This is a genomic window from Streptococcus oralis subsp. tigurinus (genome assembly GCF_002093575.1).
In the GTDB taxonomy this organism is placed as follows: domain Bacteria; phylum Bacillota; class Bacilli; order Lactobacillales; family Streptococcaceae; genus Streptococcus; species Streptococcus oralis_CH.
Genome location: NZ_LNVH01000001.1, coordinates 21,469 through 36,321, shown reverse-complemented (window position 1 = coordinate 36,321; position 14,853 = coordinate 21,469). Strand labels below are relative to the sequence as shown.

The following is a 14,853-nucleotide window of genomic DNA, read 5'->3' as shown; positions in this document are numbered from 1 at the left end:
ATGTCCTCTTTCTTGTCTCTTGTCCTACTATTTTACCAAAAAGAGCAGGATTTTGCTATAATGGTCATATGAACGAAAAAGTATTCCGTGACCCAGTTCACAACTATATCCACGTCAATAATCAGGTCATATACGACTTGATCAATACAAAAGAATTTCAACGTTTGCGTCGAATCAAGCAACTAGGGACTTCCAGCTATACCTTCCATGGTGGGGAGCACAGTCGCTTTTCCCACTGTTTGGGGGTCTATGAGATTGCACGACGCATCACAGAGATTTTTGAAGAAAAATATCCTAAAGAATGGGATCCTGCTGAGTCTCTCTTGACCATGACCGCTGCGCTCCTTCATGACCTCGGGCATGGTGCCTACTCCCATACTTTTGAACATCTCTTTGATACAGATCATGAGGCCATTACCCAGGAAATCATCCAAAGTCCTGAGACAGAGATTCACCAAGTCCTGCTACAAGTGGCACCTGATTTCCCCAAAAAGGTGGCTAGCGTTATCGACCATACCTATCCTAACAAGCAGGTCGTACAACTCATTTCTAGTCAGATTGATGCAGACCGCATGGACTATCTCTTGCGCGACTCCTATTTTACAGGAGCATCTTATGGGGAATTTGACTTGACTCGAATTCTCCGAGTGATTCGCCCAGTCGAAAATGGGATCGCCTTTCAGCGCAATGGCATGCATGCCATCGAAGACTACGTGCTCAGTCGCTATCAGATGTATATGCAGGTTTATTTCCACCCAGCAACACGCGCCATGGAAGTTCTTCTACAGAATCTCCTCAAACGCGCTAAGGAACTCTATCCTGAAGACAAAGATTTCTTTGCACGAACTTCTCCACATCTCCTTCCTTTCTTTGAAAAAAATGTGACCTTGTCTGACTATCTAGCTCTGGATGATGGCGTGATGAATACCTACTTCCAACTCTGGATGACCAGTCCTGACAAGATACTAGCCGACTTGTCGCAACGCTTTGTCAACCGCAAGGTCTTTAAATCCATTACTTTTTCAGAAAAAGACCAAGACCAACTCGCAACCATGAGACAACTGGTTGAAGATATCGGTTTTGATCCAGACTACTATACTGCTATTCATAAGAACTTTGACCTACCTTATGATATCTATCGACCCGAATCTGAAAATCCAAGGACACAGATTGAGATTTTACAAAAAAATGGTGAACTGGCAGAACTATCTAGCCTGTCCCCTATCGTCCAATCCCTTGCTGGCAGCCGCCACGGTGACAATCGTTTCTATTTTCCAAAAGAAATGTTGGATCAAAATAGCATCTTCGCAAGTATCACCCAGCAATTTTTACACTTGATTGAGAACGATCATTTTACCCCAAATAAAAACTAGAAGAGGAAATTTATGAGTATTAAACTAATCGCTGTCGATATCGATGGTACCCTGGTTAACAGTAAAAAGGAAATCACTCCTGAAGTCTTTTCTGCCATCCAAGATGCCAAACAAGCTGGCGTCAAAGTCGTGATTGCAACTGGCCGCCCTATCGCAGGTGTTGCTAAACTTCTGGACGACTTGCAGTTGAGAGACAAGGGTGACTATGTGGTAACCTTCAACGGTGCCCTTGTCCAAGAAACTGCTACTGGCCATGAGATTATCAGCGAATCTTTAGCCTATGAGGACTATCTCGATATGGAATTTCTCAGTCGCAAACTCGGTGTCCACATGCACGCTATTACCAAGGACGGTATCTATACTGCCAATCGCAATATCGGAAAATACACAGTGCACGAATCAACCCTCGTCAACATGCCTATCTTTTACCGCACTCCTGAAGAAATGGCTGACAAGGAAATCGTCAAGTGTATGTTTATCGATGAACCGGAAATTCTCGACGTTGCGATTGAAAAGATACCAGCAGAATTTTACGAACGCTACTCCATCAACAAATCTGCTCCTTTCTACCTCGAACTCCTTAAAAAGAATGTAGACAAGGGTTCAGCCATCACTCACCTAGCTGAAAAACTCGGATTGACCACAGATGAAACCATGGCAATCGGAGACGAAGAAAATGACCGTGCCATGCTGGAAGTCGTTGGCAACCCTGTAGTCATGGAAAACGGAAATCCAGAACTCAAAAAAATCGCCAAATACATCACTAAAACAAATGATGAATCTGGCGTTGCCCATGCCATCCGTACGTGGGTATTGTAAAAAAGTAAGAATAGACGAAACCCGCTCAACTGAGCGGGTTTTATCTATTTCATCTTAGAATTAGAAATAATTTATCAAAACACTTGACATCTCGGTTCTCCGTTATATAATATGATTAAGATAAAAATTGAGGTAAAGAAAAATATGAGAAAAATTATTCAAGAATTACTTAATAGTTCTATTTCTACATCTGCTATTTCACAAGGTGCCGGTGTGCCATGGACTACCGTTTCTGACCTCAGAAAAGGAAAAACAAGCATGGACAAAATGGCACTTCTCACAGCAGAAAAACTTTATGAATTTGCTACAGCTGATAAGCAGTGATTTCCGTCACTGCTTTTATTATTGCAAACAAAAAAGCCCGCAAGCCTGAGCCTGCGGTTACAATTCGAACAATATTTTAGAAAATTTCCTTTCTATTTTTAAAAAATTATTTTGTAGTGATCAATCCGTCAGGCTCGATGTTGAAACTTTCTTTTTCAGCCAATCGGCCATCTTCAAGCATGAGGTGTTGTACAGTTACTTAAATCTTGAGAGTACAAAAACCGTCATAACGCCTAGAGCCACAAGGGTTCAGTTGTACAGTTACTTAAATCTTGAGAGTACAAAAAATAGGCATTGCTTCCTTAATTTGTGGTACTGAATTGTAATAAATCACTCTCTATTTCTATATGTTATCTCTTTATAATCTCTTTTAATTTTACGATAATTTCATATACAAAGTATAAATAGGAAAGTCTTTATATCTTTCTTTTGTCTCATTATCCAGTTTATTCCAAAACAAATCAGCTTGTGGTTTCGATTTTAATAACACTGATGAACCGAAACAAAGTTCATAGTTATCATTACTATTTACTAAAATATTGCTCAGAATCTCCATTTCTTTGCTGTTTAATTTACGAACTCTAGATTTTATTTGAAGGTCATTTATTATAGCTATCTCACTATTTTGGGAGTATTTTAAGTTCCAATTAGAAAGACATTGTGCCCAATTAAGCAATAACTCTCTTCTAGAAGCATCTTCTGCCATGTCAGCAGCAATAACTATTTTTATAATAGTGTTGTTAGCATCTTCAAATTTCAAGTCATTATCAACTAATCTTTGATATGAGGCAATAACCGAATCAAAATTACAATTATCTATTTTTAGCCAATCGTTAGGTTCAAAAACTTCAAAAATTGAAATATCTGAAGAATCCTTCCCCTCACCTCTCCTACACCAGGGAATTTCAGTAAAGATATCAATCATGGTTCCGTTCTTATCTATTGTAAAATCATATAAGGCAATAATATGGATATTAGCAATTCTTAGATGAAGTAATTTAGATTCATTATAATCAAAGGCATCCTTCTTCTTTAGAACAAGACCTGAATTAAGGATATTTAGATTTTTTTGAGATTGTTTATCAAAGTAGTTTAGATCAAGATCCTTTTGTACACCCATATTTTCCAAGAAGTTAGAAATCTGTCTCAAATCCTTTATATCGCTATCTAAATTCCGTGAAGTAATATCCGATATTGACTGATTATCTAGTTCTATTTTATTTCCATTGAGATTAAAATATCCTACTCTTCCTAGCTCTTGAAGTACCTCCGTACACTCTATGGCTTTTGAGAGCATATTAGACCTTGTATAATTAAATTTAAATATTTTTTTATTTACATCAAAGGACATTTTAAAGCATTCACCAAAATGTAGTTGTACACTCCCATCAGGGAATCGATGTCTTTTTACATCTTGAAAAATAGTATCTCCAACTGTAATAATTAAATCTGTTTCCTCGTAAGTTTCGACAACCTTTATTGTATTTTCAAGTGGTACTTCAATACCAGTTAAAGGATCTTTATAATAAATGAAGAGATCATTTTCTTCCTGGTAGTTAAAGATTTCTCCCTTTCCTTGACCATAAAAATAGAATTTAAGGTTACTATCATCAGAGATATCTTCAACTGAAATACCATCAACATTTATGAAGCTATATTGCTTACGACTATTTGTTATAAAATCGACTAGCATGGGGTACAGTTTTTGTTCGTCTAATTCATGAATCTGTACAGAAAGTTTCTTATTGCTTGTTGTTTTATTTTTTAAATTATTTTTTTTGATTAGTTTTTTTATAGAAAGAGGAGGTAATGATTTATAGTAGATATTTCTTAAATCACCATTCTCACTTAACCAAACTACGAATAAAACTACACCACCATTTTTTGAATATAATTCTAAATCACTTATGTCTAACAAGAAGGATTTCAATTTATTCTTCTGTTGCCTTGTAGCTTTAATTTGAACAGGTACTTTACCAAATATTTCACTTTTTTTCTCACTAGAAGATTTAAGAACATGAATCTCACCATCCCAGACTGGAGTTTTATCATTACTATCAAAATAAGTCTGAAGTAAACTATGTCTATTTATGAATGTTGTCAGATATGAAACACCTAATGTCTCAATTTGTCTATTATTTGCCAAATCCGCACCTCGAAAAATAGCTCTATATACTTTATATTATACCATTAACAAAGAAAAACTTATATACTATAATTACAACTATTTAACTTAAACTGAATATTATAAACTTAAAAAATACTGTTCATTAATAATTACAAAATAAATAGACCAGTTTCCTGATCTACTTTATTCTATATTCATTGACTTTTGGTCACACTTTGGTCAAAAATTCCAAAAATACTAAGTTATTTTAAAAAACAAACTTGTGATGATTGCCTTTAAACTAACACTTTGAATTTTCTTTGTCTTTCTTTACATTACTAAAAATGCCCCCTGCAGGAATCGAACCTGCAACTACTCCTTAGGAGGGAGTTGTTATATCCATTGAACTAAGGGAGCTAGAGAAAAACCCTGCTGGATGAGCAGAGTTTTTTAGTCGAATTAACGACGGATTTCTTTGATACGAGCTGCCTTACCTTGAAGTGCACGCAAGTAGTACAATTTCGCACGACGTACTTTACCGTAACGAACAACTTCGATCTTTTCAACACGTGGAGTGTGGATTGGGAAGATACGCTCAACACCTACACCGTTAGAGATTTTACGAACTGTGTAGTTTTCTGAGATGCCAGCACCTTTACGTGCGATAACAACACCTTCAAAAATCTGGATACGTTCACGGTTTCCTTCGACAACTTTCGCGTGTACACGAACAGTGTCACCAGGACGGAATGATGGGATATCTGTACGAAGTTGACCTTCAGTCAAGCTTTGGATTAATGGATTCATTTTATTCTCCTATCTTTGTCAATCTTGAGGAACCTTCCTCAGCGGATAAACTGTATTTTTGTGCGTCCATTACACACAAGATACAGTTTACCAAATTTCCACCTAAAAGTAAAGAAATTTATAGCAGAATTCCTAAAAAAATCGCTAGAAAACCGCCTAGGTAAGTTAAGAGAAAATAGCTATAAAATACCTTCTTGTCACTTAACAGTCTTTGTAGCTCATCATTCAAAGTTGAAAAGGTCGTCAACCCTCCACAAAAACCTGTCGCTAGGATAGCATAGATTTCCTTGGACTCCACATGATTGTAGAGTAAGCCAATTAAAAAACATCCTATAAGATTGGCTATGAGAGTTCCTAGTGGCAATTTAGAAGCTTGATTATAGCGGGAAAAGAAATAACGCACCAAGGCTCCGAACCCGCAGGCGATTGCAAGATAAACGATTACCATTTCTTCCTCCCTAGAACATAAGCCAAGAATAGTCCTCCACCAATACTCAAAAGTAAGTAAATGCCTAAACTAAGATAACGCCCGGTATCAAGCAGTTTTACTGCATCAAGCATTAGGCTAGAAAAGGTTGTCAGGCCACCACAAAATCCTGTCCCCAGCGCCAAAACCAAGCCTTTACTAGTTCCCTTATAGACCAGATAGCCTTTTACCAGATAGACCAAGCAGAATATTCCCAGATAGTTGACAAGAAGGGTCCCCCAAGGAAAGTCTGGGCTAGCTGGTAACCAAGTGGAAATGAGATAGCGGACAAGGCCTCCCAACATGGCAGCCAGAAAAATTCCGAGCGGATAAAATTGTTCTTTTTTCATTTGATATTTTGATCCTGATAATCACGCGAACGTTTGAGAATGTCTGAAAAAGTCGCAACAATAGTCTCCTGATAGCGCTTATCCTCTACACGACTTCTAACCTTTTCAAAAATAACTGCTTCTCTCTTAGTATCTAAAACAGGTTTCCCAGAGGATTTCTTATAAGCGACAACCCCCTCAACCAAATGCATCCGTTCTTCTAGGAGCTTGACGATTTGGTCGTCGATTTGATCAATTTCTTGGCGAATAATATCTAAGTTCATACAGTCTCCTCCTTTATTTGAATTATTGTATCAAAAAGCCTCTAAATAGGCTAGTAAAATCCCAAAAAAACTAATAAAAAAACGCACTGACTTCTTCCAGTCAGCGCAGTTTTATTATTATCCTACTTTTGCAGCCAATTCTTCTGCGAATTGTTCCAAGCGTTCAATATCTTCTTCTTCGGCAGAAAGGTCTACTTTAACGCACTCTGAACCTTTTTCAGCTCCTGTCGCAACGAAAACGCGATCAAAGTCATCGACAGCCTTACAGAATTCGTCGTAGAAGGTATCACCTGATCCAACAACCCCGTAGATTTTACCGTTCAAGTTGAGATCTGCTAGGTCTTCGTAGAAGTCCATCATCTCATCTGGCAACTCTCCATCTCCGTAGGTATAGGTCGCAACGATTGCGATATCCGCCTCCAAGAAGTCTGAAGCGTCAACAGTCGTACATTCATCCACATCGACATCCAAGCCCAAGTCACGCAATTTATCTGCTACAATATCTGCAATTTCTTCGGTATTACCGGTCATACTGGCAAATACAATTTTTGCTAATGCCATATCGTCCTCCTCAATTTATCTTTCTCCATTATATCATATCTTTTTCATTTTAAAAATAAAAATTCTTGTGCTACAATGAAATGAGAAAGAATTGAGGTTATTTATGGAAATTTGCCAGCAAATTTTAGAGAAAATCAAAGAATACGATACCATTATCATTCATCGTCATATGAAACCAGACCCTGATGCCTTGGGAAGTCAGGTGGGCTTGAAAACTCTTCTTACACACCATTTTCCAGAAAAGACTATCAAAGCGGTCGGTTTTAACGAACCCACTCTAACCTGGATGGCGGAAATGGATACTGTCCAAGACAGTGACTACCAAGGAGCTCTTGCTATTATTTGTGATACAGCGAATCGTCCTCGTATCGATGATAAACGCTACGAACAAGCTGCTTTCACCATCAAAATTGATCACCATCCAAACGATGATATCTATGGTGACCTATCTTGGGTGGATACAAGTTCAAGCAGTGCCAGTGAGATGATTGCATTATTTGCTCAAGAAAATCAGCTAGCTTTGTCTAGTGAAGCGGCACGACTTCTCTATGCAGGAATTGTCGGGGATACAGGGCGTTTTCTCTACCCGTCAACTAGTGCTCGTACCTTTAGAATAGCTGGCCAGCTCCGAGAAATTGATTTTGACTTTGCTGGATTATCTCGTCAAATGGATACCATGAGCTTCAAGATTGCAAAACTGCAAGGGTATGTTTATGATCACTTAGAAGTCGATGAGAATGGAGCTGCACGCGTTCTGCTTACTCAAGAAATCCTGGAAAAATATAAGGTTACGGATGCTGAAACGGCTGCGATTGTCGGAGCACCTGGCCGAATTGATACCGTTAAGGCTTGGGCTATCTTTGTTGAGCAAGCTGATGGTCACTTCCGTGTGCGAATGCGAAGTAAAATCGCCCCTATCAATGAGATTGCCAAACGACACGACGGGGGAGGGCATCCATTAGCCAGTGGCGCCAATTCCTATAGCTTAGAGGAAAACGAAATCATCTATCAAAAGTTAAAAAACTTGCTTAAAAACTAATAAAATACTTGCCAAACTTTTCAGAATCTGATAGACTAGTATGGTAACAATCTATGGCTCGCAAAGAGACCATGGCAGAAAGGAAATATTGCAAAATGAAAAAAGATATCCATCCAGAATATCGCCCAGTTGTCTTCATGGACACAACTACTGGTTACAAATTCCTTAGCGGTTCAACAAAACGCTCTAACGAAACTGTTGAGTTCGAAGGCGAAACTTACCCATTGATCCGTGTGGAAATTTCATCAGACTCACACCCATTCTACACTGGACGTCAAAAGTTCACTCAAGCAGATGGACGCGTGGATCGTTTCAACAAAAAATACGGTCTCAAATAATCATAAAAAGAACAGTTACTACTGTTCTTTTTTTTTACTTCTTTTTATGTTTTTATGAACCAACCACTGCTATTATCTCAATATCAAGCTTCAAGCTAGTACCGAAAACTAATTTGAACAAGTTTAAAAAATATCAAAAAGAAGTTTGATATTGAGAATGGTTAAGATAATGGAAACTGCGTAACCTAGGATTGTGTTCCACTTGGCATTAGTGAATTCTCCCATCAGTGACTTCTTAGAGGTCAGATAGATTAAGGGAAAGATTGAAAACGGAAGAGCGATTGACAGAAAGACCTGTGAATAGACCAATAACTGATCCAAGGTTTTTTCTTGATATCCAAACAAAACGGCGACTATAATCACAGGTAGCAAGGCAAAAATACGTGTACCGATACGGATGAGCCACTGAGGCAATCTTAGATATAAGAAGCCTTCCATGACAATCTGTCCTGTCAAAGTGCCTGTAATAGTCGAATTTTGGCCGCTTGCTAGGAGGGCTAGAGCAAATAAAGTTGACAAGGTTGAGCTGGCTATTGCTCCTGCTATTGTCGAATCCTGTAAAGCATTGTACATTTGAGAAAAAGCTGAAATTTCAGATGCATGACCAAAAAAGAGGGAGGCACCTAAAATGAGAAGCAAGGAATTGACAATGAAGGCTAGGGACAACTGAAGATTTGAATCCCAGGTCATAAAGCGCACTGCTTTTCGAACATCCTTCTTATCTTTGTGATTGATTTTCCTTGTTTGGGATAGAGAGGAGTGGAGATAGAGATTATGGGGCATGACTGTCGCACCTACAATCCCTAGAGCCAAGGTCAATTGACTTTCATGACCTGGTAACGGTGTTTCAAATAAAGTTGAAGTTGGTAAATAACCACCAATAATCCCCTGGATACTTGGATTAGATAAGGCTACAAGATAGGTAAAGATGGCTAATATGGTTAAAATAAGAGTCGTAACAATGGCTTCAATTTTTTTGAAGCCAAATTTCATCAATAAAAGTAACAAAAATACATCTAAAACGGTTAGAAGGATAGCAATCATAATCGGTATTTTAAACAAAAGATTTAAGGCAATCGCTGAACCTAGAACCTCAGCCAAGTCCGTCGCCATTAAAGCTAATTCTAAAATCACCCACAAACTATAGCGAAGCCACTTGGGAGCATGATGAGCTGTTGCCTGTGCCAGGTCCATCTTAGTTACGATACCGAGCTTTCCAGCCATCTGTTGTAACTGCATAGCAATGATGGAAGAAATCAAAATAACAAATAAGAGACTATATTTGTAGGAGGCACCACCAACCACGCTGGTGATCCAGTTTCCTGGATCCATGTAGCCAACTGCCACAAGTGCACCAGGTCCTAAGAATGCTTTTAGATTTTGCCAAAAATGATTGTTATTTGGAGTCTCAATAGATTGATTGATCTCAGAAAGAGAGACTTTTTCATAAGAGGACATAGGGATTTCACACTTTCTAATCTGTCTTTACATATTTCTTAATAGAATATTTTTTGAAAGAATGATGAAAATAGTTTACCTATTTCCAATTCACCCTTATTATATCACATTTTGGAATGATTCCTAATAAAAGAAATGATAGTTGAAATAGGCAATATCAGTATTATAAAAGCCAGCGTCAGAAAACGCTGGCTTTAAAACTGTAAAAATTCTTTCTCAACTAGATCGCTTCTGTGACAAAACTACGGCTTTCTAGCACCTTAAGCATGGCATTAGCTGTATCTAGGGCTGTAAAGAGTGGCACACCGTGTTCAATGGCTGAACGACGGATTTGCTCACCATCTTTGTCAGCAGTTCGTTTGGTTCCGACAGTATTGATGATAGCTTGGATTTTTCCTTTACGGACGTAGCTAGGAATATCATGTTCGTCGTCACCAATCTTACCAACAGGTTGGGCTTGAAGTCCATGACTAGCAAAGAAGGCTGCTGTCCCTTCTGTCGCGAGGATACCGTAACCGATATTTTGGAAACGACGAGCCAAGCCCAAGGCTTCATCTTTAGCATCATCAGCGATAGTGAAGACAACATTTCCAAAGGTTGGCAAGTGTAGGTAAGAAGCTTCAAAAGCTTTATAGAGAGCTTTTTCGAGAGTTGTATCAGAACCCATAACTTCCCCTGTCGACTTCATTTCAGGACCGAGCAAGCTGTCTACCTTAGCCAGTTTCGTAAAGGAGAAGACTGGTGCCTTGATATGAACGCGAGTGCTTTCTGGATAAAGTCCATCTTGATAACCAAGTGCTTCAAGACTTTGTCCAAGAATAAGCTTAGTCGCTACCTGAGCCATAGGGATATTGGTTACCTTAGAAAGGAATGGAACCGTACGGCTGGCACGTGGATTGACCTCAATAACGTAGACTTTTTCATCCTTGATGACAAACTGGATGTTCATCATACCAAGACAGTTTAGGCCGATTGCTAGGCGTTTAGTATAGTCTGCGATGGTCTCCTGCACCTTTTGAGATAAGGTTTGTGGTGGGTAAACGGCCATTGAGTCACCTGAGTGGACACCGGCACGTTCGATATGCTCCATGATACCAGGGATGAGAACATTTTCTCCATCTGAAATGGCATCAACTTCGCACTCTTGTCCAACGATGTATGAATCAACAAGAACTGGGTGGTCTGGACTGGCCTTAACAGCAGTACGCATGTAAGAACGAAGGTCTTCTTCATTTTCTACGATTTCCATGGCACGTCCACCCAAGACATAAGATGGACGAACTAAGACTGGGAAGCCAATCTTGCGAGCTGCAAGCACCGCTTCTTCTTCATTGGTTGCTGTTTGGCCTGGTGGCTGTGGAATATCCAAGTCTTTAAGGGCTTGCTCAAAGAGGTCGCGGTCTTCCGCCCGGTCTAGGTCAGCAACTTGTGTACCAAGAATGGTCACTCCTGCTTTGGCCAATGGCTCGGCAAGGTTGATAGCTGTTTGACCACCAAACTGAACGATAACGCCTTTTGGCTGCTCCAAGTCGATAACATTCATAACATCTTCGAAAGTCAACGGTTCAAAGTAGAGCTTGTCAGATACTGAGAAGTCTGTTGAAACGGTCTCTGGGTTTGAATTCATGATGATGGCTTCATAACCAGCAGCCTGAATAGCCTTAACAGAGTGAACAGTTGCGTAGTCAAACTCAACCCCTTGACCGATACGGATTGGACCTGAACCTAAGACAAGTACAGATTCCTTATCAGACTTGATAGACTCATTTTCCCAGCCATAGGTTGAATAGAAATATGGTGTTTCAGAGTCGAATTCTGCCGCACAGGTATCGACCATCTTGTAGACTGGAACAATCTTGTTTTCCAAACGAAGTTGGCGAACTTGGTCAGCTGTCGTTTTCCAGAGTTCCGCAATCTTACGATCTGAGAAACCATTGAGTTTTGCTGTTTTTAGGACTGCTACATCTTGTGGATGGGCACCCAACTCTTGCTCAATTTCAAAGATATGCAAGAGTTTATCTAGATAAAAGATATCAATCTTAGTCAATTCAGCAATTTCTTCTGGTGTGTAACCACGGCGAATGGCCTCTGATACGTAGAAGAGACGATCATCTTGGGCTTTCACAACCTTTTCAATCAAGGCATCATCAGAAACAGAAGCAAGCTCCGGCATTTCATTGTGGTGAACCCCAATTTCAAGTGAACGACAGGCTTTTAGAAGAGATTCCTCGATGTTACGACCAATGGCCATGACTTCCCCAGTCGCTTTCATCTGAGTTCCGAGACGACGCTCACCTTTTTCAAACTTGTCAAATGGGAAACGTGGAATCTTAGCAACGACGTAGTCAAGAGCTGGTTCAAACATAGCATAAGTTGAACCTGTAACTGGGTTGATGACCTCATCCAGAGTCAAACCAACGGCAATCTTGGCAGCCAATTTGGCAATCGGATAACCCGTCGCCTTAGAAGCAAGCGCTGACGAACGCGATACACGAGGGTTTACTTCGATAACATAGTACTTGAAGCTATGTGGATCAAGGGCTAGCTGAACGTTACATCCACCTTCAATCTTGAGGGCGCGGATAATGCTCAAGCTCGCGTCACGAAGCATTTGGTTTTCATAGTCTGACATGGTTTGCGCAGGAGCAAATACGATAGAATCCCCTGTATGAATCCCCACTGGGTCAAAGTTTTCCATGTTACAAACAACGAGGGCATTGTCAGCTGAATCGCGCATAACCTCGTATTCGATTTCCTTGAAACCAGCGATTGAACGTTCAATCAAACATTGGGTAACAGGTGACAGTTTTAACCCATTTTCAGCGATTTCACGCAATTCTTCCTCGTTGGCACACATACCACCACCAGTACCACCTAAGGTAAAGGCTGGACGAACGATAACAGGGTAGCCGATTGATGCCGCAAAGGCAACAGCTTCTTCCACTGTGTTGACAATTTCAGATTCTGGAATTGGCTGCTCAAGCTCTTCCATCAATTGTTTAAAGAGGTCACGGTCCTCTGCTTGGTCAATGGCAGATAATTTAGTTCCCAGTAGTTCGACACCCAATTCATCTAGAATGCCATTCTTAGACAATTCCATGGCCATATTGAGCCCTGTTTGACCACCAAGAGTTGGAAGCAAGGCATCTGGACGTTCCTTACGGAGAATACGTGTCACAAACTCCAGTGTGATCGGTTCGATGTAGACCTTGTCCGCAATCTCCTTATCTGTCATGATGGTAGCAGGGTTTGAGTTCACCAAGACAACTTCATAACCTTCCTCTTTCAAAGACAAGCAGGCCTGGGTCCCCGCGTAGTCAAACTCAGCAGCCTGACCAATAATAATCGGACCAGAACCAATCACCATAATTTTTTGAATATCAGTACGTTTAGGCATTTATAAGATATTAAGGGCGTCAAGCGGACAAAGCTAAAATAGGAGTTATGACGAAGAACTCTCAGTTCTAGGAATAACTATCTTTTTAGCACCGTCCGTAGCCCGTATTCAGTTCAGCAAATACGGACCACCCTTCTCCTTTCTATTCGTCGCCTCACAGAGCGACATTAAATAAATTCTCCGACGATTTTTTAGAGAAACGATATTTTTCGATAAAAAATCTAGTGCAGGGAGTTTTTAGTTCGCCCAATAGCGACTAAAAGAAACGACCTGTCTTTCTATTCGTCGCCTCACAGAGCGACATTAAATAAGATACAAAGGACGAATAGAAAGCGATTGAATTTTAGGAAACCAAGGAAGGATTGACAATCCAAGTTGGTTTCTCTAAATTTCGAGCTTTCCGTCCGTGTTTAGTTACATAAATTCTCCGACGAGATTTTACTCGTTCTTAGTTTGATTGTTTAAAAGCTTCCATCATTTCGATAAATTCATCAAATAGGTAGCTTGCGTCGTGTGGACCAGGAGCTGCATCTGGGTGGAATTGTACAGAAAAACCTGGTTGGTATCTGTGACGTACACCTTCAACTGACTCATCATTGATTTCTTCGTGAGTAATAATCAAGTGCTCTGGCAAGTCCTCACGGCTAACTGCATAACCGTGGTTCTGGCTGGTGAAGTCTATACGGCCTGTAGCAATCTCACGTACAGCGTGGTTAAATCCTCGGTGACCAAACTTCATCTTGTAGGTCTTAGCCCCGTTTGCCATGGCAAAGAGTTGGTGTCCCATACAAATACCGAAAATTGGAATTTTCCCTTGCACACCACGGATCATGTCCAGTGCTTCTGGAACGTCTTCTGGGTTACCTGGACCATTTGACAACATAACTCCATCAGGATTGAGGTGGAGAATTTCTTCTGCCGTTGTTGAATACGGAACAACCGTCACGTTACAGTTGCGCTTAGAAAGTTCACGTAGGATTGAGTGCTTGAGACCAAAGTCTACTAAGACCACACTCAAACCAACTCCAGGAGCTGGATAGGAAGTTTTAGTAGAAACCTGCTTGATATTGTCTGTCGGCAAGACTGTTGCTTGGAGCTGGGCTGTGATATGGTCCATGGTATCGCCAACATGTGTAAGGGTTGCACGCATCGTACCATGCTTGCGGATAATTTTTGTCAGAGCACGGGTGTCAATTCCTGAAATACCAGGAATTTTCTTGGCTTTCAAAAATTCATCCAGCGTCATTTGGTTGCGCCAGTTGCTAGCTCGACGTGCCTCTTCGAAAACGACAACTCCTTTACAAGTTGGAATGATGGATTCATAATCATCACGGTTAATTCCATAATTTCCCACCAAAGGATAGGTAAAGGTCAAGATTTGTCCATTATAAGACTGGTCTGTAATGGATTCTTGGTAGCCGGTCATCCCTGTATTAAAGACGATTTCGCCTGTTACATCTATATCTGCTCCGAAGGCCTTACCTTCAAAAACTGTGCCATCTTCTAGTACTAGAAGTCTTTTTGTCATATTTTCACCTCTCGTGGACGCTC

General features: G+C 40.2%; 14 protein-coding genes and 1 tRNA gene. 5 read left to right on the top strand and 10 right to left on the bottom strand.

Features of this window, described 5'->3' with window-relative positions; all coding sequences use genetic code 11:
• Positions 1-68: 68 nt before the first annotated feature.
• From ATE37_RS00180 to ATE37_RS00170, 3 genes are all read left to right on the top strand, one after another.
• Positions 69-1,373, top strand: coding sequence for an HD domain-containing protein (locus ATE37_RS00180; protein ID WP_033584005.1), 1,305 nt, complete (start codon positions 69-71; stop codon positions 1,371-1,373).
• Positions 1,374-1,385: 12 nt separating this feature from the next.
• Positions 1,386-2,192 (top strand): sugar-phosphatase, encoded by an 807-nt coding sequence (gene yidA, locus ATE37_RS00175; RefSeq protein ID WP_084867036.1) that lies wholly within the window; start codon positions 1,386-1,388, stop codon positions 2,190-2,192.
• Between the two features lie 144 nt (positions 2,193-2,336).
• Positions 2,337-2,516, top strand: a complete 180-nt coding sequence (locus tag ATE37_RS00170; protein WP_033584002.1) for a hypothetical protein — start codon at positions 2,337-2,339, stop codon at positions 2,514-2,516.
• 376 nt (positions 2,517-2,892) lie between these two features.
• On the opposite strand, the gene ATE37_RS00165 is transcribed toward ATE37_RS00170, so the two are convergent.
• The 7 genes from ATE37_RS00165 to ATE37_RS00135 all read right to left on the bottom strand — a co-directional run bounded on the left by ATE37_RS00165 (position 2,893) and on the right by ATE37_RS00135 (position 7,070).
• Positions 2,893-4,662 (bottom strand): DUF4365 domain-containing protein, encoded by a 1,770-nt coding sequence (locus ATE37_RS00165; protein ID WP_033584000.1) that lies wholly within the window; start codon positions 4,660-4,662, stop codon positions 2,893-2,895.
• Positions 4,663-4,968: 306 nt separating this feature from the next.
• Positions 4,969-5,040: transfer RNA gene (locus ATE37_RS00160), tRNA-Arg, on the bottom strand.
• Positions 5,041-5,082: 42 nt separating this feature from the next.
• Entirely contained in the window at positions 5,083-5,430 is a 348-nt protein-coding gene (rplS, locus tag ATE37_RS00155; protein ID WP_001068669.1) for a 50S ribosomal protein L19, read from the bottom strand.
• 118 nt (positions 5,431-5,548) lie between these two features.
• The gene (gene crcB / locus ATE37_RS00150; protein WP_084867034.1) at positions 5,549-5,878 is read right to left on the bottom strand and encodes a fluoride efflux transporter CrcB; all 330 of its coding nucleotides are present in this window, start codon (positions 5,876-5,878) and stop codon (positions 5,549-5,551) included.
• The gene (gene crcB, locus ATE37_RS00145) at positions 5,872-6,246 is read right to left on the bottom strand and encodes a fluoride efflux transporter CrcB (RefSeq protein ID WP_084867033.1); all 375 of its coding nucleotides are present in this window, start codon (positions 6,244-6,246) and stop codon (positions 5,872-5,874) included. Before crcB (ATE37_RS00145) ends, crcB (ATE37_RS00150) begins: the two co-directional genes overlap by 7 nt.
• Complete coding sequence (locus tag ATE37_RS00140; RefSeq protein ID WP_084867031.1) at positions 6,243-6,509, bottom strand: chorismate mutase; 267 nt, start codon at positions 6,507-6,509, stop codon at positions 6,243-6,245. Before ATE37_RS00140 ends, crcB (ATE37_RS00145) begins: the two co-directional genes overlap by 4 nt.
• 117 nt (positions 6,510-6,626) lie before the next feature.
• Positions 6,627-7,070, bottom strand: coding sequence for a flavodoxin (locus ATE37_RS00135; protein ID WP_001162125.1), 444 nt, complete (start codon positions 7,068-7,070; stop codon positions 6,627-6,629).
• 103 nt (positions 7,071-7,173) lie between these two features.
• Here ATE37_RS00135 and ATE37_RS00130 point away from each other — a divergent pair, with 103 nt between their 5' ends.
• The gene (locus ATE37_RS00130; protein WP_033583994.1) at positions 7,174-8,109 is read left to right on the top strand and encodes a DHH family phosphoesterase; all 936 of its coding nucleotides are present in this window, start codon (positions 7,174-7,176) and stop codon (positions 8,107-8,109) included.
• Between the two features lie 95 nt (positions 8,110-8,204).
• Positions 8,205-8,447, top strand: a complete 243-nt coding sequence (locus ATE37_RS00125) for a type B 50S ribosomal protein L31 (protein ID WP_000710762.1) — start codon at positions 8,205-8,207, stop codon at positions 8,445-8,447.
• Between the two features lie 123 nt (positions 8,448-8,570).
• Here the strand turns inward: ATE37_RS00125 and ATE37_RS00120 are convergent, their stop codons facing one another.
• The 3 genes from ATE37_RS00120 to ATE37_RS00110 all read right to left on the bottom strand — a co-directional run bounded on the left by ATE37_RS00120 (position 8,571) and on the right by ATE37_RS00110 (position 14,830).
• Complete coding sequence (locus ATE37_RS00120) at positions 8,571-9,905, bottom strand: Nramp family divalent metal transporter (protein WP_084867030.1); 1,335 nt, start codon at positions 9,903-9,905, stop codon at positions 8,571-8,573.
• Between the two features lie 220 nt (positions 9,906-10,125).
• Positions 10,126-13,302 carry a carbamoyl-phosphate synthase large subunit gene (gene carB, locus ATE37_RS00115; RefSeq protein WP_084867028.1) on the bottom strand — a complete coding sequence of 1,059 codons (3,177 nt, stop codon included), beginning with the start codon at positions 13,300-13,302 and terminating at the stop codon, positions 10,126-10,128.
• A 448-nt stretch (positions 13,303-13,750) separates the two neighbouring features.
• A complete protein-coding gene (locus ATE37_RS00110) occupies positions 13,751-14,830 on the bottom strand; it encodes a carbamoyl phosphate synthase small subunit (protein WP_084867027.1) in 1,080 nt (359 codons plus the stop codon).
• Between the last annotated feature and the right edge of the window lie 23 nt (positions 14,831-14,853).

Bases quoted from the DNA above. Each gene is read 5' to 3' on its own strand.
- ATE37_RS00180 (WP_033584005.1), top strand. From the start codon at position 69: ATGAACGAAAAAGTATTCCGTGACCCAGTTCACAACTATATCCACGTC.
- yidA (WP_084867036.1), top strand. From the start codon at position 1,386: ATGAGTATTAAACTAATCGCTGTCGATATCGATGGTACCCTGGTTAAC.
- ATE37_RS00170 (WP_033584002.1), top strand. From the start codon at position 2,337: ATGAGAAAAATTATTCAAGAATTACTTAATAGTTCTATTTCTACATCT.
- rplS (WP_001068669.1), bottom strand. From the start codon at position 5,430: ATGAATCCATTAATCCAAAGCTTGACTGAAGGTCAACTTCGTACAGAT.
- crcB (WP_084867034.1), bottom strand. From the start codon at position 5,878: ATGGTAATCGTTTATCTTGCAATCGCCTGCGGGTTCGGAGCCTTGGTG.
- crcB (WP_084867033.1), bottom strand. From the start codon at position 6,246: ATGAAAAAAGAACAATTTTATCCGCTCGGAATTTTTCTGGCTGCCATG.
- ATE37_RS00140 (WP_084867031.1), bottom strand. From the start codon at position 6,509: ATGAACTTAGATATTATTCGCCAAGAAATTGATCAAATCGACGACCAA.
- ATE37_RS00135 (WP_001162125.1), bottom strand. From the start codon at position 7,070: ATGGCATTAGCAAAAATTGTATTTGCCAGTATGACCGGTAATACCGAA.
- ATE37_RS00130 (WP_033583994.1), top strand. From the start codon at position 7,174: ATGGAAATTTGCCAGCAAATTTTAGAGAAAATCAAAGAATACGATACC.
- ATE37_RS00125 (WP_000710762.1), top strand. From the start codon at position 8,205: ATGAAAAAAGATATCCATCCAGAATATCGCCCAGTTGTCTTCATGGAC.
- ATE37_RS00120 (WP_084867030.1), bottom strand. From the start codon at position 9,905: ATGTCCTCTTATGAAAAAGTCTCTCTTTCTGAGATCAATCAATCTATT.
- carB (WP_084867028.1), bottom strand. From the start codon at position 13,302: ATGCCTAAACGTACTGATATTCAAAAAATTATGGTGATTGGTTCTGGT.
- ATE37_RS00110 (WP_084867027.1), bottom strand. From the start codon at position 14,830: ATGACAAAAAGACTTCTAGTACTAGAAGATGGCACAGTTTTTGAAGGT.